The following is a 20677-nucleotide window of genomic DNA, read 5'->3' as shown; positions in this document are numbered from 1 at the left end:
GGGACGGCCGGTGGCGGGGCGGTCCCTCCGCGGCAGGTCGGCTCGGTGGCGGGCTGCTCAGGCCGGGTCCAGGGCGCCGGTGCGTCCCTCCTGGGACTGCTCGCCGACCGGCCGCGCGCCGGGATCCCTGGTCTCGCGGCGCATGAGCACGACGGCCCGCCACCACAGCGCCGGGGTCACCACGACCTGGGCGAGGGACAGTCCCAGTGCCGCGCCGGCCGCGCCTCCCAGCTCGAGACCGGTGAGACCGAAGAGGAAGAAGCCCGGGGCCAGCATGGCGTTGATCCGGAACGTCTCCTTGGCGTAGCCCAGGGCCACCAGGAGCGTGTTGGCCCCGAAGGCGACCGCGCTCGCCACCACCCCCACGAGGGTCGCGGGCAGCACGTCCTCGGCGGAGGTCCACGTGTCGCCGAGGAGGAAGGCGCCGACCCGCTCGGGCAGCGCGACGGCAGCGGCCCCCCACACGATGCTGGCCAGCAGGAGGACCCCGGACAGGGCCGTCGCGACCTGCAGCCCCCGCCGTCCCCGGGGCCGGCGCCGGGCGATCTCCGGGATGGCGAAGGCCTGGAGGGCGTACGTCATCAGGTTCAGCGGCCCCAGGACCACCTGCGCTGCGCGCAGCGCCCCGACGTCCGCGGGACTGCCGAGCCCGGCGATGAGCAGGAGCGTGATCTGGCTGGCACCCATGATCGCGATGAAGGACGCCAGGTAGTACTTCAACAGATCACGCTGCTCGGCCACCCAGCGGAGGCTGGTGCGCAGCTTCGGGCGGCCGCGGAACTGGCGGATGCCGAGCAGGGCCACCAGGAACGCGGCACCGCCCCAGGCGAGGAGGAGGGTCGCGGCGCTCTGGCGGTCCAGCGCGATGAAGGCGGCGACGAGGCCCACCTGGACCACGCCCCACACCGAGTCGTTGACGAAGGCGGCCCGGGGCCGGCCCTCGGTGATGAAGACCATCCGCCACATGTCCTGCAGCAGCAGGCCGGGCATCAGCGCGCCCATCCAGAGCAGCGACGTCCCGAGCGGTCCCCCGAGGAAGAACAGCCCGGCCCCGGCGACCACCAGGCCGGAGGCGACGCCGAGCAGCACGGTCGCCCCGGTGGCCGACTGGGCGGCGGCCCGGTAGCGCTCGGGCGCGGCGGCCGCGTAGCGGACCGCGAGCGGCCGGCTGATCATCGCCCGTCCGCCGGCGATGAGGAACGAGTAGATGGTGAAGGCGACCGAGAACGCGCCGAACCCGTCGACGGACAGCGCCCGGGCGGCGAGGACGGACAGGAGCAGGTTGGTGGCGCTCGAGACGGCCTGGTCGGCCAGGTTCCAGCCGGCCCGGCCGAGCACACCCCGCAGGCCCTTGCCCCGGTCCGCACGGGACCGGGCGGACGGAGGCACGCGCTGCAGGTTACCGGTCACGCACCGCCCCGCGGTCCGAGGACCGGCCTCCTGCACCCGATGGGGGACACCGTCGGGCGCCGGGACGGGTCCGACGGCGTCCGCCGGGTGCGCCCGTGAGGGAGCGCACCCGGCGGCCGGCTCACCGGGGGTGGGAGGTCACCAGAGCGCGCGGTAGGCCGCGGCCGAGGCCGGCATGCGGGTGTCGCCGTAGAGCAGCCAGCGCCGGCCGTCCTTGTCGACGTTGAACTGGACCTCGTAGAGCAGCTGTCCGGGTCCGCTGCCGGCATTGGCCGCGAAGAACTCGTGCATGCCCTCCATGAAGGCCACCGAGTCACCCTCGTCGGCGTTGCCCGACCACTCCCCGACGGACAGGGGCAGCCCGACGCTGCGGGCGAAGTCGAGGTGCGCCTGCAGGCCCTTGGGGGCGCCGTACCCGTCGGTCTCGACGAGGGACTCCTCCCACTCCGCGCGGGTGTCCACGTACGGCCACTGGTTGTAGTAGTCGACGCCCATGACGTCGACGTACTCGGCCCCGGGGAAGATCTCGCGCCAGTCGAGGTCGTTGTCGCTGGAGTCCCGGTTGACGCAGAACACGAGCTGCGCGGCCGGGAAGACCTCCTGCTGCAGTGCCCGGAACCGCTGCCAGGAGCGGATGAAGTCGCCGGCCTCGTCGGCCGCGACCGACCACGGGAACCAGGTGCCGTTCATCTCGTGGGCGAGGCGGATGTAGGTGGTGCCCTTGCCCTCGCGCAGCTCGCGGAGGTTGAGCAGGGACTCCCGCCAGCGCGCGTCGTAGGCGCCGCCGGCGGCCTCGGCCCAGCTCTCGTCGTCGCTGATGCCGCCGATCGCGATGTCGAGGGGCTGCTGCCAGGACCCGTACTCGCCGTCCTCGTGCAGCTGCCAGAGCTCGACCATCGCCTCGTTGTTGTCCGACCACGTGCCGGCGATCCCGAGGGGACTGCCCCGCCACGCGGCGAGGGACCCGTCGGAGACACCCTCACCGGAGGCACCGGACAGCCACGTGCCCGCAGGGAGGGACGGCCCGGTGGTCGCGCCGACCGAGCCGGCCTCGGCGGCCTGCGCGGTCGCGGTCCCGGTCTGCTCGCCGGTCCCGGTGTCCGTCGCAGGGGGCGGGACGGTGCCCGCGGTCTGCGCGTCGTCCGCGTCCGCGTCCTCGTCCTCGGGGGTCGGGGCGGTCGCCGACGGGACCGTGCCGGCCGTCGGGGCCGCTGCCCGCGCCGCGGCGGCCTGCGCGCTGCGGTGAGTGCCCCACGACCGGAACCAGACGCCGGCGTCCTTCCACGTGGGGCGTCCGTCCAGGTGCCACCGGGAGGAGGCGTTGTCGGTGACGACGTCCCCGCCGGCGCCCGCGGTGTGGGCGACGCCGTACACGGCCGACAGGACCAGGACCAGACCCATGGCGTAGGCGAGGAAGCCGTGCGCCCGGCCGCCTCCGGAGCTCGTCCGCTCGCGGCGGGCCCGGGAGCGACCCGCGCCGGGCCGCTCGGCCCGTGCGCCGCGCTGCGGGTGCCGGTGGGAGCGGGCGGGGGCGGCGGGGAGCTCACGGGTCGGCGCCGGCCGGCCGGCGCCGGCGACGGGCCGGGTCCCCGGCTCCTCGCCGGACGTCCGCTCCGGATGCGGGGCGCCGTCCGGGCGGGGACGCGGCCCCTGGATCAGGTGCACGACGCCGTCGTCGTCGGGGCGGACGGACCCTGCGGGTCGTGGCACGGCCCCGGGCGCGGTGCCCTGGCCGTCGGCGCGGAGGGGGGTGCGCTCGTACGAGTGGCGGGCCATCAGATCCGGCTCCCGGCGAGGCGGGCGGACACGTGCGTGGCGGGTACGGCGCACGAGGTGGAAGAGGGGTGGATCACGGGAAGGCGTCCTCCGCGCGTCCGACACTCGGCGTGATCGGACGAATATCGACAACGACATTGGGATGCTTGCACGAGCAGTCCGCGTTCGTACAGTCACGGTGAGTATTTCCCGGTCTCGGCGACCCCGTTCGTCACACGTCTCACACGAGGAGATCGGGACCGCCGCGACGACGGCCCCCCGGTCGGAGCGCCGGGGGCCGGGCGTCCTTGAGCCGCAGGGCCGGACCCTCGACCGCCACCCAGGACAGCGCGGCCAGCACCAGGGCTGCGCCCAGGCTGACGAGGACGTAGGCCACCGACCCCAGCGCGGTCCCCCCGGCGAGGAGCAGGAGCAGCTGCACGGGCCAGTGGTACACGTACAGCCCGTAGGACAGGTCCCAGGACGGCGTCCAGCGCAGGGGCAGGCGCACCATCCCGTAGACGCACAGGTAGGCGAAGGACAGTGCGCCCACCACCCGGTGGTCGGGGAGGAACGCGCCGGCGAGGACGACGACCGCGCTCATCACGGCCCAGGAGGCCCGCACGGGCACCACGTCGGCGAACAGGAACCCCGCCGCCCCCAGCAGGAAGACGAGGAGGAAGCGCAGCAGCTGGTCGTTGGCCAGCAACGGGACGTCGAACGGGATGAGCCCGGCGTGCTCGAGGAGCGTGCCGGCCCACACGGCGACGCACACGGCCAGGACCACTCCACGCTCGCGCCGGAGGACCGCCGTCACGCCGAGCACCCAGACGACCCCGTAGCAGAAGGCCTCGTACTGCAGGGTCCACAGCGATCCGTCGAAGACCGACTCGCCGTCGTCCGCGGCGATGCCGGCGATCTCGTACTGCAGGACGGGCAGGGCGGCGTTCACCACCACGTAGCGCCACGCCGGGTCCTCGCCGGCCGTGAACACCGACCCGGGCGTCCGGCCGACGAGCACGGCCGCCAGCGGGGCGACCACGAGCGCGGTCACGACCAGGCAGACCCAGAAGCCCGGCATGATCCGCAGGAACCGGTGCCACACGAACCGGCCCGGCGCCTCCAGGCGGAGGAAACTGCGGGTCACCAGGAAGCCGCTCAGGACGAAGAACCCGTCGACCGCGAGGTCGCCCAGCGCCGTGGCTCCGAGGTGCGGCTGCCAGCCGAAGCCGACGGCCAGCGCGTGCGCCACGGCGACGACTGCGGCGAACCCCAGGCGCAGCACCGCCAGGCTGTTGCGACGGGGGTCGAAGGCCTGCGCCAGCGTCTCCACCTGCCGAGCAGACACACCCGCGCCCGGGCCGCCGCCTGCGGCAGGAACGGGCGACAGCGCGGCGTGGGGCTGCGGACTCCCGTCGCCCGTCACGAGCACTCCCCTCCTCCGGGCCCAGCCCGTCCGGCCGCCTCCGGGTCCGCCGGACCGGGCGCGGACGGCCGCCTCGCACCCGAGGCACGTCCCGCACGCGACGACCCTACTCTCACCTGAGATGAAGGTTAGGCCCGGGATCCGCCTCCCCGGGAGCCCCGCGCCTCCGTCGCGCCGGGTAACCTGCGGCGCTGGGTCGGCACGGTCTGCCGCCGTGGAGGCGTCCCGGTCGACCGGGCAGGAAGGCAGATCGACATGGCGGCGCGTCTCATGCGCATCGGCGAGCTCGCCGAGCGGACGGGGCTGTCGCAGCCCACGATCCGCCACTACGACGAGACCGGGCTGCTCAGCCCGTCGGCCCGGACCGCCGGCAAGTTCCGGCTGTACAGCGAGGCCGACTACGAGAAGCTGATGGTGATCCGCCGGATGAAGCCACTCGGCTTCAGCGTCGAGGAGATGCGTCAGCTCCTCGACGTCGTGGCGGGACTACGGGACCCGAGCGGCGCGACGGACGCCGAGCGCCGAGACCTCCTGGACCGCCTGCGCGGTTTCCTCTCCGAGGCCACCGCGCGCCGGGACAAGCTGAAGCGGAACCTCGAGTGGGCGGACGACTTCATCTCCGTGCTCCGGGCCGAGGAGACGAGCGGCAGGGGAGGCGCGCACGACCTCCTCGCGCAGTCGGACGGTCACCGGGACGCGGTGGCACCGACCCGGTGACCGGGGGACTGCCGACCGGCGCCGCGCACGCCCCTCCGGGACGCGTCGCGGCGCCGGAGCGCTCAGCGGGAGACGGTGACGGTGCCCGTGAGCGCCGGTGACGCCGGCGTCCCGAAGAAGCGCTCGTCCTGCTCCGCGCGGAGCCGGTCGACCAACCGCCCTCCGGGGACGGCCACGTCGTCGTACCGGATGACCTCGTCCTTGGCGACGTCCCGGAGCAGGGTGCAGCCCTCCGCCAGGCCGAGCGGCAGCAGCCCGTCCCGGTGGGTGACGTCGGCCCGCTCCGCCTCGCCGTAGTAGTGGTAGCCCCCGGGCCGGTCGAGCGCCGTGCCGGCGGGCAGGTCGGTCTTGGCCATCGTGACGACGTCGACCTGCGGTGCGCCCATCGGCCGGATCGCGGGGTCACCGAGCAGAGCCACCCGGGCGACCGTCGTCGGCACCTCGAAGTGGCAGAGGTGGTACGGCGTGTAGAAGCTGTACAGCGGCCCGGTGCCCAGCTTGTACAGCTCCAGGTAGTGCCGCTGCTTGGGGTCGTCGTGCTCGCCGAGCACGTAGATCCCCGGTCCCGGCTGGGCGCCGACCACGTAGTCGACCGCACCACCGAGCGCGCGCAGCTCCTCGACGTCGTACATGCCGGTGAGCTCGTCGACGTGCCCGCGGTGGTCGCGTCCGAGCATCCCGCGCTTGTGCACGCTGAAGCCCGCGGCGTTGGCGACCAGGGCCTCCTCGACGCTCACCTTGGTGCCGTCGGCGAAGCTGGTGACCATCCAGGGGTCCTGCCCCCACCGCTTCGCGAACCCCTCCTGCGTGGTGGGGTTGCGGTAGGGGTCCTGCAGACCCTTGATGTTGCCGGCCACGAGCGGCCGCAGCCCGATCTGCCGCACGAACCGGATCAGGTTCATCTGCACGGCGGGCTGGTCGCCGTCGGCGCCGGAGTAGACGACGCCGGCCGCGTCGGCCTTCGTGGCCAGCAGGGGGCCGAGCGTGGCGTCGACCTCGGCGTTGAGCAGCACCAGGTGCTTGCCACCGGCGATCGCCGCGAGCGCGAGGTCCGCCCCGAAGGCGACCGCACCCGTGGCGTCGACGACGACCTCGACGGCGTCGCTCCCGGCCACCAGCGCGATGTCGTCGGTGACGGCGACGTCGCCGGCCGCGGCGATCCGGACGACGTCCGCGGCGGACTCCGCGGCCACCGGCGTCGCGCCGGCCTCGGTGACGATCGCGTGGGCCTTGGCCGGCGTCCGGTTGCAGACGACGGTCAGCTGCACGCCCGGCGTGCTGTTGACCACCTGGTTGACCAGGCCCTTGGCCATGAAGCCGGCGCCGACGAGGCCCATCCGGACCGGCCGGCCGTCGGTCTGCCGCTGTCGCAGCAGGGTGTCGACCGCTCCCCCGACGACGCCGATCACGCGGGCACCCCCGCACGGAAGCGCTCGGCGTTGGCCTCGGCGTCGAAGGCCGGCCACGAGGCGTCCTTGTCGCTGATGACGGCGACCTCCCGGGGCCAGGTCAGGCCGAAGGCGGGGTCGTCGTAGCGGTAGCCGACCTCGGCGCCGGGCGCGTACGGGACGCTGACCATGTACAGGACCTCGGTGTCGTCGGTCAGCGTCTGGTAGGCGTGCGCCAGGTGCGGGGGCAGGTAGAGCCCCAGCCGGTTCTCCGCCGTCAGCTCCACCATCACGTGCTGCATGTACGTGGGTGAGTCGGGCCGCACGTCGACGGCGACGTCGACGATCGCCCCGCGGGTGCAGCGGATGAACTTCGACTCGGGGTGCCCGGGCACCGACAGGTGCAGGCCGCGCAGCGTGCCGGCGCGGTGGTTCCAGGAGACGTTGCACTGGGCGACCTCGGGGCGCATGCCGTGCGCCTCGAACTCGGTCGTGTCGAACGAGCGGGCGAACCCGCCGCGCTCGTCGGTGAACGGCTCCATCTCCACGAGGTGGACGCCGTCGACCTCGAGGGGCGTGTACTTCACTGCGGGGCCTTCCAGAACAGCTGGGGATCGACCTGCGACGTGCGCATCAGGTACTCGATCTGCTTGAGCCGGGTGTGGCCGCGGCCGGTGAAGGTGGCCTCGTCCATGTCGATGGACTCGAAGACCCGGTGCAGCTGGGCGGCGCCGGCCTTGGCGTCCCAGTCGGTGTCGTAGCCCGGCAGCACCTCGCGGATGCGGTCGAAGGCGACCCGGTAGCTGCGGTTGTCGGCGCTCGGGTCGCCGAAGGTGAGCTCGCAGCCGGGGAACTCCGCGGCGACGATCTCGGCGATGTCGCGGACGCGGTAGTTGTTGCCCTCGCTGCCCACGTTGAAGATCTCGCCGTGCACCCGCTCGCGCGGGCTCTCCAGCGTCATGCGGATGGCCTTGGCGATGTCGAGCGCGTGCACCAGGGGCCGCCACGGCGAGCCGTCGCTGGTCATGGCGATCTTGCCCGTCGTCCAGGCCAGCCCGGAGAGGTTGTTCAGGACGATGTCGAAGCGCATCCGCGGGCTGGCGCCGAAGGCGGTGGCGTTGCGCAGGAACGTCGGGGTGAAGTCGTCGCCGGCCAGGGCGGACACGTCGCGCTCGACCAGCGCCTTGCACCGCGCGTAGGAGGTCTGCGGCGAGACCTCGCTGCTCTCGTCGACGGTGCCCTCGGCGACGCCGTAGACGCTGCAGGAGGACATGTAGACGAACCGGGGGACCCCGGCCCCCTTCGCCACCTCGGCCAGGTGCACCGAGCCGTGGTGGTTGATGTCGTAGGTGACGTCCCCGATGAGGTCGCCGATCGGGTCGTTGGACAGCTCGGCCATGTGCACGACGGCCTCGACGCCCTCGAGGTGCTCGGGGCCGAGGCGCCGGATGTCGAGCGCGAGCGTCTCGGGGACGTGCTCCAGGCCCGGGTAGAGCCAGCCGTTCTTGTAGTAGCCGGTGTCGACGCCGATGACGTCGTGCCCGCCGCGCAGCAGCTCCTGTGCCGTCAGGCACCCGAGGTAGCCCTCGGTGCCGGTGACCAAGACTCGCAAGACCGCAATCCTCCCGGTGTTCGGCGCGGCTCACGACGAGCCTGCGCAGGCGACGCGACCCGTGGATCGTGGACCCCCCAGGCGCGGAGCAGTCACGGGCACCCCGGACCGCGTGCACCGGCGAACCGTACAGCGGGGACGGCCGAGGGGTCACCGTCCGTCGCCCCGGTCCACCTGTACCGGTGACCACCGGCGCCGAGTGCGACCGGCTGGTTCCACAACGTCGCGGGCACGCGGACCTCTCTGAGGCAGGGTGAGAGTCCGGGCGGGGCGTCACGCGCATAGGGTGCGAACGCGCAGGATGAGGGGCTGGAGGTGGTTTCGGTGAAGGTGGTGCTCTTCTGCGGCGGGTACGGGATGCGCATGCGCGACGACGTCGACGACGTCCCCAAGCCGATGCAGATGATCGGTGACCGCCCGCTGCTCTGGAACGTGATGCGGACCTACGCCCACTACGGGCACACCGAGTTCGTGCTCTGCATGGGTTACGGCGCGCGGCACGTCGTCGACTTCTTCCGGCACTACGACGAGACGTACACCAACGACTTCGTCCTCCACGAGGGCGGCACCAAGCTGGAGCTCCTGTCGTCGGACATCTCCACGTGGACGATCACCTTCGTCCACACCGGCCTGGACACCCCGATCGGGGAACGCCTCCGGCGGGTGCGCGAGCACGTCGACCAGGACGTGTTCGCCGCGAACTACGCCGACGTCCTGACCGACGCCCCCCTCGACGTCGTCGAGGAGCACTTCCGCGCCAGCGGGGCGGTGGGCAGCCTGCTGTCCGTGCCACCCCAGGCGGCGTTCCACATGGTGGAGTCCGGCGAGGACGACTACGTCACCTCCGTGCGGTCGGTCGCCTCGCTCGACGTCCGGGAGAACGGCGGCTACTTCTTCTTCACCCCCGAGGTCTTCGACTACCTGCACGAGGGTGAGGACCTGGTGACCGACGCCTTCCCGCGCCTGGCCGCCGAGCGCCGGCTGCTCGCCTGGCACCACGACGGCTTCTGGAAGCCGGCCGACACGGTCAAGGAGCGCAGCGAGCTCGACGCGCTGGCGCGGCGGCACGTGCGGCCCTGGGCCGTGTGGGACGAGGCCCACGCGGCCCCCTTGGCGGGCACCGGGCACCGGAGCTGACCGGGTGCTGCACCTCACCCCTGGTCCCGGGCGGCCGCTGCGCCTGGCCCTGGTCGGTGCGCACTGCGACGACGTGGAGATCGGCGCCGGCGGGCTCCTGCTGGACCTGGGGGAACGCGGAGCGCTCGCCGCCGTCGACGTGCTGGTCGCCACGTCGACGCCGGTCCGTGAGGCCGAGGCCTCCGCCAGCCTGGCCGCCTTCTGCGCACCGGTGCGGCCCGCGGTGACCTTCTGGGGTCTCCCGGACGGGCGGCTGCCCGGCCACTGGGACGAGGTCAAGGACCGGCTGCAGCGGTTCGCGGCCTCGACCAGTCCCGACCTCGTGCTGGCACCCTCACCGGCGGACGCCCACCAGGACCACCGCCTGCTGGGCGAACTGGTCCGGACGGCGTTCCGCGACCACCTGGTCCTGCACTACGAGGTCCCCAAGTGGGACGGCGACCTGGGTGCCGGGCGACCGCAGACGTACTGGCCGCTGTCCGAGCGCCTCCTGCGGCGCAAGGCCGCCCTCCTCCACGAGCACTACGGCTCCCAGCGCGGCCACGACTGGTTCGGCGAGGACACCTTCCTCGCGCTGGCCCGGCTGCGGGGCGTGGAGTGCCGGTCCGAGTACGCCGAGGCCTTCTCCGCCCCGAAGGCGGTCCTCGGCTGGCCGGCGGACCGGGCGCCGGCGCCCTGAGCGCCGGCGCCCGACCGGGTCAGTCCTCCCAGACCCGCCACTCGGCCTGGCCGCTGTCCCAGAGGCCGTTGAGCTCCTTCCAGTCGCGGAAGGTGTCCATCCCCATCCAGAAGCCCTCGTGCCGGTACACGCCGAGCTGGCCGTCGCGCGCCAGCCGCTGCAGCGGGGCGTGCTCGAGCATCTGCTCGGTCGCGTCGGCGTCGAGGTAGCCGTCGATGAACTCGCGCTCGAAGAAGAAGAAGCCACCGTTGACGTACCCGGTCTGGGGCTGCTTCTCGTTGAAGGCCGTCACGTCGTCGCCCTCGATGACCATCTCGCCGTAGCGGCCGCTCGGGTGGACTCCGGTCAGCGTGCCGAGCTTCTGCGAGGCCACGTGGTTCTTCAGGACCGAGGGCAGGTCGACGGCGCCGATCCCGTCCCCGTAGGTCAGCGCGAACCGCGGGGTGTCCAGGTACTCGGCCACCCGGGCGATGCGGGCGCCGGTGGCCGTCGTCAGCCCGGTCTCGGCGAAGGTGATCTCCCAGTCCTCCTCCGCGTGCGCGGTGTGGAACTCCAGCTCGTGGGACCCGCGCAGCCGGAGCGTGAAGTCGTTCATCCGCGCCCGGTGGTCGACGAAGTAGTCCTTGATCATGTTGCCCTTGTAGCCCAGGCACAGGACGAACCGGCGGAAGCCGTGGTGGCTGTAGGTCTTCATGATGTGCCACAGGATGGGCCGGCCACCGATGTCGACGAGCGGCTTGGGCAGCTGCTCGCTGGCCTCCCGGAGCCGCGTGCCCATCCCTCCGCACAGGATGACGACGGGGATGTCGGCCGGCGAGACGTCCGGTCGGTCGGGCATGTGTTCCTCTTCCTCGTGGTCCTCGGTGCGGTTCGACGCTCGTTCAGGTCGCGGGGAGCCTAGGCGGCACCCAGGTCTCCACGGAACCGGGCCGGGGCCGACCAGGCCGGTTCCCCTCCATCGGGGGACGGCTGGCGCGGCGCCAGGGGCGTGGGGCGCTCAGTCCGCCGGTCGCAGGGTCTTGGACACCATGCTCGGGTCGAGGTCGCCGGTGCCGGCCGCGCCGGCGACGGCCATGACGTGCCGGAGGTCGGCCGCCAGTGCCTGCAGCGCGGCGGTGACGCCGTCGGCCCCCTCGCTCGCCAGGGCCCACAGGATGGGCCGGCCCACCAGGACGCCCGCCGCTCCCAGCGCCAGGGCGACCAGCGCGTCGGTGCCGCTGCGCACGCCGCCGTCCACCAGCACCGGGGCACGCCCGTCGACGGCCTCGAGCACCTCGGGGAGTGCCAGGGCGCTCGGCACGGCGCGGTCGAGCTGGCGGCCGCCGTGGTTGGAGACGACGACCCCGGCCGCCCCGGCGTCCAGGCACCGGACCGCCTCGTCCCCCCGGAGCACGCCCTTGACCAGGACCGGCAGCCCCCCGACGTCGGCGAGCCGGGCGATGACCTCCGGGGTCATCGAGGGGTCCTGCTCGGCGGCCTCGCGACCGACGGCCCCGGGGAGCAGGTGCTGGGCGAGGTTGACGAGGAACTGGTCGTCGGGGACGGCGATGCGGACCCCGCTCACCTTGTGCTTGCGGCCCACGTACGGGGTGTCGACGGTGAGGACCACGGCCCGGGCCCCGGCCGCCGCGGCGCGCTGGACGAGTGCCTCGGTGAGACCGCGGTCGCGCATGACGTAGGCCTGGAACCACCACGGTCCCGTCGCGGCCGCGCCGATGTCCTCCAGCGTGCGCGAGGCCCGGGTCGACACGACCGACAGGCACCCCGCCTCGCCCGTGCCGGCGACGGTCGCGCACTCCCCGTCGGGGTGGGCGAGGCCGTGGAAGGCCATGGGGGCGACGACGAACGGGGACTCCGTGGTCGTCCCCAGCAGCTCCGTCGTCAGGTCCACCGACGAGACGTCCCGCAGGACGCGGGGGCGCAACCGGTAGGCCTGCCAGGCGGCCGCGGCCTCGCGGAGGGTCGTCTCCTCCCCCGAGCCGGCCTGGTAGTAGTCGAAGACGGCCGGCTCCAGCGTGCGCCGGGCGGTCTCGAGGTGACCTGCAGACAGAGACAGCATCGACGTCGAGGCAGCGAGGGCACCGTGCCCCCGGTCGCCTCCCCCTCTCCTGGTGCGCGGTGGGTGCACCCGAGCGTATGCCGCGCCCGGGCCCGCGTCGCGCACCCGCGGGGGGACGGGAGCCGGACGCCACCCGGACGGAGCACCCGGTCCCCCCGCCCGGATGAGCCCCGAGGGGCCGGCGGTCAGCGCCGGCGGAGGGCCGGGTCCCGGCCGGTCACCACAGCTCCTGGTAGGTGCGGGCGGACTCCGGCATCCGCAGGTACTCGCCGAACAGCAGCCAGTTCAGGTCGTCCTTGTCCACGTTGAAGTGGATCTCGTACAGCACCTGACCGGCGCCGGTGCCGGCGTTCTCGGAGAAGAACTCGTACATCCCGCGGATGAAAGCCGGGGAGTCGCCGTCCTCGGCGCTGCCCGACCACTCCGGCACCGCCAGGGGCAGGCCGACGCTGCGCGCGAAGTCGAGGTGCTGCTGCAGCCCCTTGGGAGCGCCGTACTCGTCCGTGTCGTCCAGGCTGTCGGCCCACTCCTGCGCGGTCTCCACGTAGGGGTAGCGGTTGTAGTAGTCGACGGCCATGACGTCGACGTGCTCCGCGCCGGGGAAGAACTCGCGCCAGTCCATGTCGGTGCCCACCGACTCGCGGTTGACGTTGAACACCAGCCGGGCCTCGGGGAAGACGTCCTGCTGCAGCGCCCGGAAGCGCTGCCACGCCTCGACGAAGGCCTCGTGGTTGCCGGCGTCGACCGACCAGTCGAACCAGTCGCCGTTCATCTCGTGGGCGAACCGGATGTAGGTGGTGTCCTTGCCCTCGCGCAGCTCGCGGAGGTTGGTGAGGGACTCCCGCCACCGGTCGTCGTAGGCCCCCTCGGCGGCCTCCTCCCAGCTCTCGTCCTGCTGGTCGTCGTCGATCCCGCCGATGGCGATGTCCAGTGGCCGGTCCCAGGAGCCGAACTGCTCCTCGTCGTGCAGCTGCCAGAGCTCGACCATCGCCTCGTTGTTGTCCGACCACGTGCCGGCGATCTCCATGGGCCGACCGCGCCACTCCCCCATCTCGTCGATGGTCACCACGTCCTCGGTGGCGGCTCCGGACAACCAGTCCGCGGGCGGGGACGTCCGGGGGTCGGGGGTCTGCTCCACCCGGACCGGGCGGTCGGCCAGCACGAGGTAGGCGCCTCCCGCGACGGCGGCCACGGCGGCGGCCGCGAGGACGGCGACCGACCGACGCCGCCATCGAGGCCTCCGGCGGTGACCGGGCCAGGACCCGGAGGGGTGTGGCTCCATCGACGTCGAGCCACCCGTCGGGGTGTACTGCGCCTCAGGGGTCACGTGCCACCTTCCCGCGTCTGGTGCGATGATCATGCGCCTGGTCGTGGAAGACAGCGTCGGCGCAGCTCGCCGGAGACCAGGCGATGCGCTGCCACGCCACCCTCAAGTCACGGGAGAGTACATGTCCGCGCAGGTGAGCAGGTGACCGAGCGTCCCACCCCACCCCCATCGGGGGAGGACCGGCTGGCCGACACCGAGCTGGTCGTCGTCGCGTACCGCAGCCGGGCGCAGGTGGAGCAGATGCTGGCCGGCCTGCCGGCCGACCTGCCCCTCGTGGTCGTCGACAACTCCGACGGCGCCGACGGGCTCGAGCAGCTGGTCGTCGCCCGCCCCGGGGGTCGCTACCTCCGCGGTGGGGGTGTCGGCTTCGCGCGTGCCGCGAACCTGGGGGCGCGCACGTCCGGCGCGCGGCACCTGGTCTTCGTCAACCCGGACACCCGGCCCACCACGGGCGACCTCGCCACGCTCGTGGAGGACGTGGCCACCGACCCGTCGTGCTCGGCCAGCGGGGGGACGCTCGTCGAGCCCGACGGGCGGTCCCAGATCGGTGTGGGCGGCTGGGAACCCACCGTCCGGCGCTCGGCGGTGCACGCCCTGGGCCTGCACAAGCTCCTCCCGCGTGCCGGGATCTACGCCCGCCCGGTGATCGGCCGGCCGGAGGCGCTCGACTGGGTCAGCGGCGGCTGCATGGCGGTGCGCCGGCAGACCTTCCTCGACCTCGGCTGCTTCGACGAGGACTTCTACGTCTACAACGAGGACGTCGCCTTCGGCCGCGCCAGTCGCCGCGCGGGGCTGGCACAGCGGCTCCGGACCGACGTCCCGATCACCGGCTCGAGCGGCGGGTCGGGGGCACCGTCCCTGGAGATGATGCGGCTGCGCGGGGCCTCCATGGCCCGGTACCTCCGGAAGTTCCACCCGCGGGTCCGCGCCGAGGTCATGGTGGCGACGTTCGGTCTCGGCTACGCCGTCCGCGCGGCCGTCCGGGTCCTCCGCCGGGACCGCCGGCGGGCGGCGGAGTTCTGGGCCCACGCGGTGGGCACCTTCACGGGACGGGCCTTCGTCGGCGGCCGTCTGGTCACCTCGCGCACCTGAGCGACGGCTCCCCGTCGCCGGAGCGGAGCACGCCGGGCCCACCCGAGGGCGGGCCCGGCGTGCGAGGTCACCGGGTCGCGGCTGTCCGGGCGCTCCCGGTCAGTAGGCGCCGGGACCCCGGAAGACCGCGCCGAGCGTCTTCCACATGATCATGAAGTCGAACGCCAGGGACCAGTTCTCCACGTACCGCACGTCGATGCGGACCGAGTCGTCCCAGGAGAGGTCCGAGCGTCCGCTGACCTGCCAGAGACCGGTGAGCCCGGGCTTGACCAGGAAGCGCCGGCGCATGTCCAGGCCGTACCGCTCCACCTCGGACGGCAGCGGCGGTCGCGGCCCCACCAGCGACATGTCCCCCCGGAGGACGTTCACCAGCTGGGGGAGCTCGTCGAGGGAGAACCGCCGCAGCCACCGCCCGACCGGCGTGACCCGCGGGTCCTCCCGCAGCTTGAACAGCACCCCGTTGCCGTCGTCGGTACCGGTGGGCACGATCCGCTCGGCGCCCTCGACCATGCTGCGGAACTTCAGCATCGAGAACGACCGACCGTCCCGGCCCACCCGCTCCTGGCGGAACAGGACCGGACCACTGCTGGTCGTCCGGACGGCCACCGCGATCAGCACGAGGGTGGGCAGGAGCACCAGCAGGCCGGCCGCGGAGACCACGCGGTCGAGGGTCTCCTTGGTCAGGCGACGGACCCCCTGCAGCTCCGGACGCTCCATGTGCAGCAGCGGCAGCCCGCACACCGGGCGGATGTTCACCCGCGTGCCGACGATCTCGGTGACCGCGGGAGCGAGGAGCAGTTCGGCCTGCGTCTGCTCCAGGTCCCACCCGAGCTGCCGGAGTGCCGCACCGTCCAGCTCCCGGGAGGGGAGGACCGCGACGGTGTCGACGTCGTGCCGGCGGACGACCTCGGCGACCTCGTCCAGGCTCCCGATGACGGGGATGCCGTCGAAGTACGGGCTCCGGGGCTCGCGCTGGTCGGCGGGGAGGCAGCAGCCGATCACCCGGTAGCCGTGGTAGCCGTCGCGCTGGATCTGCGCGTGCAGGGCCTCGACCCCGCTGCGATGGCCGACCATGAGCATCGTCCGCTGGAAGCGCCCGTGCTGCCGCTGCCGGTGCACCCAGGACCGGTGCCCGTACCGGGCGAGCAGCGTCAGGACCGTCGCCAGCGGCAGGGCCACGACGACGAAACCGCGGGCCACCTCGAGCTTGAAGGCGTAGCTGACGGTGGCGACGCCGGCGAGCAGCAGCACGGCCGCGGAGAAGACGCGCCGGAACTCCTCGGCGCCGACCCAGAGGAACCGTCGCTCGTAGCTCCGGGAGACCAGCATCGCCAGGACCCACACGGCCGGCAGCAGCACCGCCATCCAGACCGACGCCGCGTTGCCGGGCGGCGTCCGGTCAGGGCCGAAGCGCACGAGGTAGCCGGCCGCGGAGACCGTCAGGGCCACGGCGCCGTCGGTCAGCATGATGCGGCGGACGTAGGCCTGCTCCCAGGTGGGGTCGACCGAGCCCTCGCGGCGCGGGCCGCCCTCGCGGAGGCCCGGGTGCCCGGCGGCCGGCGCGTGTCCCGGAGGTCTCAGGCCGTCACGGTGTGTAAGCATGGACATCCGACCCCCGTGGGAAACCAGACCCCGGACAGCTCGTCCGGAGCGCCGTTCCGGCTCGCGACGGCTGCCGCGAGGCCGCGCGGGCGGCGCCTCCGATGACGCTCGGTGACCCATCCGCCGTGCAGCCAAGATCATGCACACCCTCGGGCGACTGTGGGGACTTCTTTTCCCTCCGTCGCCGGACACGCGCAGGGGACCCCGGGTCTGGTCACCTGCTGGTGACCATGAGTGAGCGAAATCGCCTCGTTCATCCACGTTCCGTGACGATCGCCACATCGCCCGGACCGGGTGGCAGCGAGGCCCGCGAGCGGTTCCCGGCTGCTACTGCCCAGCCCGCGTGCCGAGCGCGGTCGCGCGGTCGACGAGGGGCGCCAGGGCGTTGTGCCACCGGTAGGGCTCGACCACCGCGCGCACGGCCGCCCGGTCCGGGTCCTCCCGCGCGACCTCGACGACGGCGCGGGCGAAGTCCTCCGCGGACCCGGCGAGCCGGAGGTGGGCACCCTCCAGCGCCTCCAGGCCGAGGGCTCCGAGCGGCGTGGCCACCACCGGCGTGCCGCACGCCAGGGCCTCCAGGATCTTCAGCCGCGTCCCGCCCGCGGCCAGGAGCGGCGCGGTGGCCACCCGCGCGGCCGTGACGTAGGGCAGCACGCTGGGGACGTCGGCGTGCACCTCGACCGTCGGCCCCTGCAGGGCCCGCACCGAGGCGGCCGGTGAACGGCCCACGAGCTGGAGCACCAGACCGGGGTCCAGCGCCTGCACGCGGGGCCACACCTGCCGGCCCAACCACTCCGCGGCGTCGACGTTGGGCCGCCAGCCGAGGTGGGCGACGAAGACGACGGTCCTGCTCCGGGTCCCCGAGGTGCCGAAGGCCGCGTCGCCCACCCCGTTGGGCGCGACGACGAGGTCGGCCGTGACGCGGGGGCTGCCGGCCAGATCCCGCAACAGGTCGGCGTCGCGCCCGCTGACCGTGGCCACGGCCTCGACCTGCCGGGGCAGCCGGCGCTCCAGCGCCCGCAGCGCGGAGGCCTCGTAGCGGGCGGCCAGCCGCTTCGGCCACGAGGCCGCCGACCCCGCGTAGTTGGCCATCAGCTCGGACTCGACGTTGTGCATGTCCACCAGGACCGGGCGCGGCGTGATCGCCAGGTATCCCAGCAGCTGGGTGAACGCCACGATCGTCAGGTCGTACCGGTGCTCGGAGAGGTCCCGGTGCACCTCGCGCACGAGCCGCGGGCTGAACCAGGTCAGGGCCGAGACGCTCCGGCCCCGGAGGAAGCGGACGAGGACGCTCAGGAGGGAGCGCACGGCGCCCGGGCTCCACCGACCCGGTGTGCGCGGTCCGCCGCGCACCGCGTGCGCGTCGACGACGAAGCCGGCCTCGGTGAGCTCGTGCACCAGTGCCGCCACCCGCAGGCTCCCCCCGTCGCGGGGGTCCCGGAAGTCGGTCTTGGTGAGCAGCAGGATGCGTCGGCTCGGGGCCGGCCGGGCGGTGTCTGGCATGGGTGTCCTGTTCAGCGGGTGACGACGGCGGTCACGTCCGGCCCGGAGGGGAGGTCCGCTCGCCGCGAGAGGTGGCCGGACCGCGACCGGCCGGGCAGCGGGCTAGCGGGGGACCTTGCGCCAGCCGGCGACGGCCTTCCCGTCGCGGCGCAGGCTCCGCCGCACGATCCGGGACGCCGCCGCGACGGGGATGGCCTGGAGGGCGACGACCGCGGCCACCGGGTCGACCGGGGTCGTGACGGGGAGGAGGCCGCGGTACTGCGCGACCGCGGCACCGACGGGCACGCCGACGACGGGAACCAGGACGCGTGGCCGCACGCTCACCAGCGCCGCGAGCGCGGTCCAGAACGCGGCGGCCCCGACCGTGAGCCGGTACATCTTGTGCGCCAGGTAGTTGCGGCCGGCCGGGGTCCGCGACAGCGCCCGGAGCCGGGGCAGCGCCATCACCAGCTGGCCGTAGGCGATGCGCACCCGCCGTTCCCACTGCTCGGGACGCGGTGCGGGGTCCTCGCAGGTCACGATGGTCGGCGAGACGCTGACCCGGAGCCCGCGGGCGTCGAAGTCCATCGCCAGCCACAGGTCGTCCGACGTCGTCGCCGGCGGGACCGGGCGGTAGTCCCGCCGCCGCATCGCGAGGAACTCGCCCACCACGCCCAGGGTCCCGCCATCACTGCTGGCGTTCAGCTTCAGCCACGACTCGAGTCGCCAGAAGAGGACGTCGTCCGAGCCGACCTCCGTCTTGTTGGCGCTGAGGAGGCTCGTGTCCTGCAGCTCGCGGAGCATCTGGACGGGCCAGTCGGGAGGCTCGATGCGGCAGTTGGCGTCGGTGAGGACGACGACGTCGGCGGTCGACTGCTCGACGGCCGCGTTGACCGCCGCCGGCTTCCCCCCGCGTCCGGTCCGCGTCACCTTGCCCGCCGCGGCGGCCGAGGCGGCCGTGCCCTCGTCACTGGCCACCACGTGCACGAGGTGGCGGACCGCGGACTTCTCGAGGGCGTTGGTCAGGACCTCGACCGTGGCCCCCACCGTGCTCTCCTCGAGGTAGGCGGGGACGACCACCTCGACGAAGGGGTCCTCGGGGAGGGGCTCCGGCGTGGGGTAGGACCCCGTCCGGCCGAGCAACCGCTCCGTCGCGGCCAGCGCCAGCGGCAGGACGGGGCCGACCAGGAAGAGGGCACCGGACGCGACGAGCGCCCTACGCCGACGGGGGTCGCTCATGGGCGCAGACCATATAGAACGGTCACGCTCGGGCACGGCCAGGACGACCGTGGTTCCGCCGAACGGATGGACCCGTGCGCGAACGGGTCAGTCGGTCCGGCGGCCGAGGGCGCGGTAGGTCCAGCCCGCCGCGGTCCAGGCCTCGCGGTCGAGGGCGTTGCGCCCGTCGAGGACCCGCCTCTGGCGCACCACCTGGCCGAAGGCGACCGGGTCCAGCTCGCGGTAGGCCCGCCACTCGGTGAGCACCAGCACGGCGTCGGCACCGGCGGCGGCCTCCTCGGGGGTGGCCGCGTAGTCCAGCTGCGGCCACAGCCGGCGGGCGTTGTCGACCGCGGCCGGGTCGGTCACCCGCACGACGGCGCCCTGCAGCTGCAGCTGCGCGGCGACGTTGAGCGCCGGGGAGTCGCGGATGTCGTCGCTGTCGGGCTTGAACGCCGCTCCCAGCACCGCCACCCGCTTGCCCAGCAGCGACCCGTCGCAGACCTCGCGGGCCAGCTCCACCATCCGGATCCGGCGGCGCATGTTGATGTTGTCCACCTCGCGCAGGAACGTCAGCGCCTGGTCGGCGCCCAGCTCCCCGGCGCGGGCCATGAACGCCCGGATGTCCTTGGGCAGGCAGCCGCCGCCGAAGCCCAGGCCGGCGTTGAGGAACTTCCGCCCGATCCGGTCGTCGTAGCCGATCGCGTCGGCCAGCTGCTTGACGTCGGCGCCGGTGGCCTCGCACAGCTCGGCCATCGCGTTGATGAAGGAGATCTTGGTGGCCAGGAAGGAGTTCGCGGCGGTCTTGACCATCTCGGCGGTGGCGTAGTCGGTGGTCACCTTCGGCGTCCCGGGGTCGACGATCGGTGCGTACACCTCGTCGAGCAGCGCCTCGGCGACCTCGCCGTCGGCACCGGCGGGCAGGCCGTAGACCAACCGGTCGGGGTGCAGGGTGTCGGCCACGGCGAACCCCTCGCGCAGGAACTCCGGGTTCCAGGCCAGCAGCGCACCGGGCACCTTCTCCGCGACCAGCTCGGCCAGCCCCGCCGCGGTGCCCACCGGCACCGTGGACTTGCCCACCACCAGCTGCCCCGGCTGGAGGACCTGCAGCAGTGACTCCGTCGCCGCGTCCACGAAGCGCAGGTCGGCGGCGTACTCGCCGCGCTTCTGCGGCGTGCCCACGCACACGAAGTGCACCCGCGCCCCGGCCGCCTCGGCCACGTCCGTGGCGAACCGCAGCCGCCCGGTGGCCAGCGTGCGGGCCAGCAGCTCCTCGAACGCCGGCTCGTAGAACGGCGCGCGACCCGCACGGAGAGCGGCGACCCGGCGCTCGTCGACGTCGATGCCGACCACCTCGTGGCCCAGCTCGACCATCGAGGCTGCGTGCACGGCACCGAGGTACCCACAGCCGATCACCGAGATCTCCAACGCGCTTCCTCCTCCGGGTCGCGGGGGCGCAGGATACTTCCCGTCCGGCCGCGGGCAAGCCCGTCCGGATCGGGCCACGTCCGTGAGAGGGGCGGGCCACCGGACGACCCTTGACCGCGGATCCGGCAGCAGTCCCCTCGGATGCCTGCGGCGCGCCGGCGGCTGGGTCGAGGCTACGGGCCGCTGCCGGTCGTCCGGTCGCCGAGGGAGGTCGCCCGCGCCCGAGCCGGTCCCCCCGGCGCAGCCGACCCCGCGACCGGGGCGGGGTGACCGGGCGTCACCCGATGGTCGCTGCGCTCGACCGCGGCACTAGGCCCTGGTGGCGGCCTCGTGCATCATCGTCCC

Annotated in this window: 17 protein-coding genes; 4 read left to right on the top strand and 13 right to left on the bottom strand. The window is 73.6% G+C overall.

The genetic code is table 11. From position 1 onward, the window contains the following. Nucleotides 1-57: 57 nt before the first annotated feature. From BMZ33_RS08190 to BMZ33_RS08180, 3 genes are all read right to left on the bottom strand, one after another. Nucleotides 58-1389: an MATE family efflux transporter gene (locus tag BMZ33_RS08190; RefSeq protein ID WP_136697240.1), complete on the bottom strand. Its 1332-nt coding sequence runs from the start codon at nucleotides 1387-1389 to the stop codon at nucleotides 58-60. Between the two features lie 159 nt (nucleotides 1390-1548). Next, a complete protein-coding gene (locus BMZ33_RS08185; protein WP_091109087.1) occupies nucleotides 1549-3186 on the bottom strand; it encodes a glycosyl hydrolase in 1638 nt (545 codons plus the stop codon). A gap of 220 nt (nucleotides 3187-3406) precedes the next feature. Next, nucleotides 3407-4498: an acyltransferase family protein gene (locus BMZ33_RS08180; protein WP_169064053.1), complete on the bottom strand. Its 1092-nt coding sequence runs from the start codon at nucleotides 4496-4498 to the stop codon at nucleotides 3407-3409. Between the two features lie 348 nt (nucleotides 4499-4846). Between BMZ33_RS08180 and BMZ33_RS08175 the strand changes: the two genes are divergently transcribed. Then, nucleotides 4847-5308: a MerR family transcriptional regulator gene (locus tag BMZ33_RS08175; protein WP_091109085.1), complete on the top strand. Its 462-nt coding sequence runs from the start codon at nucleotides 4847-4849 to the stop codon at nucleotides 5306-5308. Nucleotides 5309-5370: 62 nt separating this feature from the next. On the opposite strand, the gene BMZ33_RS08170 is transcribed toward BMZ33_RS08175, so the two are convergent. Genes BMZ33_RS08170 through BMZ33_RS08160 form a run of 3 tightly spaced genes read right to left on the bottom strand, consistent with a single transcriptional unit; the run spans nucleotide 5371 to nucleotide 8308 of the window. Then, nucleotides 5371-6717, bottom strand: coding sequence for an NAD(P)H-dependent oxidoreductase (locus BMZ33_RS08170; protein ID WP_169064052.1), 1347 nt, complete (start codon nucleotides 6715-6717; stop codon nucleotides 5371-5373). After that, nucleotides 6714-7283 (bottom strand): dTDP-4-dehydrorhamnose 3,5-epimerase family protein, encoded by a 570-nt coding sequence (locus BMZ33_RS08165; RefSeq protein WP_091109084.1) that lies wholly within the window; start codon nucleotides 7281-7283, stop codon nucleotides 6714-6716. The genes BMZ33_RS08170 and BMZ33_RS08165 overlap by 4 nt, the downstream gene beginning before the upstream one ends. Beyond that, nucleotides 7280-8308 (bottom strand): NAD-dependent epimerase/dehydratase family protein, encoded by a 1029-nt coding sequence (locus BMZ33_RS08160; RefSeq protein WP_091109083.1) that lies wholly within the window; start codon nucleotides 8306-8308, stop codon nucleotides 7280-7282. The genes BMZ33_RS08165 and BMZ33_RS08160 overlap by 4 nt, the downstream gene beginning before the upstream one ends. Before the next feature lie 324 nt (nucleotides 8309-8632). On the opposite strand from BMZ33_RS08160, the gene BMZ33_RS08155 reads away from it, so the two are divergent. Together BMZ33_RS08155 and BMZ33_RS08150 are read left to right on the top strand one after the other, a co-directional pair. Further along, a complete protein-coding gene (locus tag BMZ33_RS08155) occupies nucleotides 8633-9445 on the top strand; it encodes a glycosyltransferase family protein (protein ID WP_091109082.1) in 813 nt (270 codons plus the stop codon). A 4-nt stretch (nucleotides 9446-9449) separates the two neighbouring features. Beyond that, the gene (locus BMZ33_RS08150; RefSeq protein ID WP_091109081.1) at nucleotides 9450-10124 is read left to right on the top strand and encodes a PIG-L deacetylase family protein; all 675 of its coding nucleotides are present in this window, start codon (nucleotides 9450-9452) and stop codon (nucleotides 10122-10124) included. A gap of 19 nt (nucleotides 10125-10143) precedes the next feature. Here BMZ33_RS08150 and BMZ33_RS08145 read toward each other — a convergent pair whose 3' ends face one another. The 3 genes from BMZ33_RS08145 to BMZ33_RS08135 form a co-directional block, all read right to left on the bottom strand. Continuing rightward, nucleotides 10144-10962, bottom strand: coding sequence for a sugar phosphate nucleotidyltransferase (locus BMZ33_RS08145; protein ID WP_091109080.1), 819 nt, complete (start codon nucleotides 10960-10962; stop codon nucleotides 10144-10146). A gap of 159 nt (nucleotides 10963-11121) precedes the next feature. After that, nucleotides 11122-12183 (bottom strand): alpha-hydroxy acid oxidase, encoded by a 1062-nt coding sequence (locus tag BMZ33_RS08140; RefSeq protein WP_091109079.1) that lies wholly within the window; start codon nucleotides 12181-12183, stop codon nucleotides 11122-11124. Between the two features lie 217 nt (nucleotides 12184-12400). Then, on the bottom strand, nucleotides 12401-13375 hold the full coding sequence (locus tag BMZ33_RS08135) for a glycoside hydrolase family 26 protein (RefSeq protein WP_091109078.1): 975 nt from the start codon (nucleotides 13373-13375) through the stop codon (nucleotides 12401-12403). Nucleotides 13376-13651: 276 nt separating this feature from the next. On the opposite strand from BMZ33_RS08135, the gene BMZ33_RS08130 reads away from it, so the two are divergent. Beyond that, complete coding sequence (locus BMZ33_RS08130) at nucleotides 13652-14602, top strand: glycosyltransferase family 2 protein (RefSeq protein ID WP_169064051.1); 951 nt, start codon at nucleotides 13652-13654, stop codon at nucleotides 14600-14602. 99 nt (nucleotides 14603-14701) lie between these two features. Here BMZ33_RS08130 and BMZ33_RS08125 read toward each other — a convergent pair whose 3' ends face one another. From BMZ33_RS08125 to BMZ33_RS08110, 4 genes are all read right to left on the bottom strand, one after another. Next, on the bottom strand, nucleotides 14702-16204 hold the full coding sequence (locus BMZ33_RS08125; protein WP_091109727.1) for a sugar transferase: 1503 nt from the start codon (nucleotides 16202-16204) through the stop codon (nucleotides 14702-14704). 327 nt (nucleotides 16205-16531) lie between these two features. Further along, nucleotides 16532-17707 carry a glycosyltransferase gene (locus tag BMZ33_RS08120; protein WP_091109077.1) on the bottom strand — a complete coding sequence of 392 codons (1176 nt, stop codon included), beginning with the start codon at nucleotides 17705-17707 and terminating at the stop codon, nucleotides 16532-16534. A gap of 102 nt (nucleotides 17708-17809) precedes the next feature. Continuing rightward, nucleotides 17810-18925 (bottom strand): glycosyltransferase, encoded by a 1116-nt coding sequence (locus BMZ33_RS08115; RefSeq protein WP_091109076.1) that lies wholly within the window; start codon nucleotides 18923-18925, stop codon nucleotides 17810-17812. An 87-nt stretch (nucleotides 18926-19012) separates the two neighbouring features. After that, nucleotides 19013-20332, bottom strand: a complete 1320-nt coding sequence (locus BMZ33_RS08110) for a UDP-glucose dehydrogenase family protein (RefSeq protein WP_091109075.1) — start codon at nucleotides 20330-20332, stop codon at nucleotides 19013-19015. Between the last annotated feature and the right edge of the window lie 345 nt (nucleotides 20333-20677).

Origin of the sequence: Geodermatophilus dictyosporus (assembly GCF_900115505.1) — a bacterium.
GTDB classification, from domain to species: Bacteria; Actinomycetota; Actinomycetes; order Mycobacteriales; family Geodermatophilaceae; genus Geodermatophilus; species Geodermatophilus dictyosporus.
This window is presented reverse-complemented; position numbering and strand designations above follow the sequence as displayed.